This is a genomic window from Mesorhizobium sp. M7A.F.Ca.CA.002.05.1.1 (assembly GCF_003998335.1).
Taxonomy (GTDB): Bacteria; Pseudomonadota; Alphaproteobacteria; order Rhizobiales; family Rhizobiaceae; genus Mesorhizobium.
In genome coordinates this window covers 1-984 of the sequence record NZ_RZQI01001378.1, presented here as the reverse complement: position 1 = coordinate 984, position 984 = coordinate 1, and the positions used below count along the sequence as shown (strand labels likewise).

The window sequence follows — 984 nt, the reverse complement described above, 5'->3', positions numbered from 1 at the left end:
GACAACGACCTTGCCTGCCAGATCCGACATACTGTTCTCCTCGTCCGCTGGGGATAGTCCGGGTCTACCTGCGGCTGGCCAAGGCGTCATGTGCCAGTCACGCGTGATCGTGCAGCCTGCGCCGTTGACCGTTCACTGATAAAGATGTTTTTTCTCGTTAAAGAACATCTGTCCGTGCGTCAAGCCCGAACACGATCTCGACAGCACCGGCGGGACATCAATCGCCGTAAGGCACCCAGACATTCTTGACCTCGACGGCGCGGCGCAGGAAGGCGTCGCCGGCGGCTTCGTCGGATGCCCAGTCGAGGCTGCGGCCATTGCCGCTCCAGACGCGCTTGAGGTTGCCGATGGACTCTGCCTCCGCCTTGGCGCAGGTCTCTGCGTCGGCGAACACCCAGAGCCCGTCGACATCGTCATGCTTGGCCAGCACGCCGGCAAGTTCGGCGCTGCGGCCGGTGACGATGTTGATGGCGCCTGAGGGAATGTCGGAATATTCGATGACCTGGTAGAGATCGGTGGCCAGCAGCGGGTAGCGCTCCGACGGCACCGCAACCACGGTGTTGCCCATGGCCAGCGCCGGTGCGACCAGCGAGATCAGACCGAGCAGCGGCGAGCTATCGGGGGCGACGATGCCGACGACGCCGACCGGTTCATGAAGCGCCAGCGTCACGGCACGCGCCGGCGGCTGGTGCACGCGGCCCTCGAACTTGTCGGCCAGACCGGCATAGAGGAACAGCCGTTCAATGGATTGTTCTACCTCTTCCCGCGCGGCCTTGGGCGTAGCGCCGGTCAATTCGGTGAGACGGGCGGCGAACTCGCCGGCACGGCCGGAAAGATTCTCGGCCAGATAATAGAGCACCTGGGACCTGTTATAGGCGGTCGCCTCCGGCCAGGCCTTGGCACCGCGGGCGGCAGAGACGGCATCGCGGATATCCTTGCGGCTGCCGAGCCCAACTTCGCCGGCAAGCTTGCCCTTGGCGGTGG

The 984-nt window shown here is 64.7% G+C and carries 1 protein-coding gene; it reads right to left on the bottom strand.

Annotation, left to right across the window (positions count from 1 at the left end):
- Positions 1 to 217: 217 nt before the first annotated feature.
- Positions 218 to 984 (bottom strand): aldehyde dehydrogenase family protein (locus EN939_RS35715; protein ID WP_127272001.1); only part of this gene is annotated, 767 nt, incomplete at its 5' end.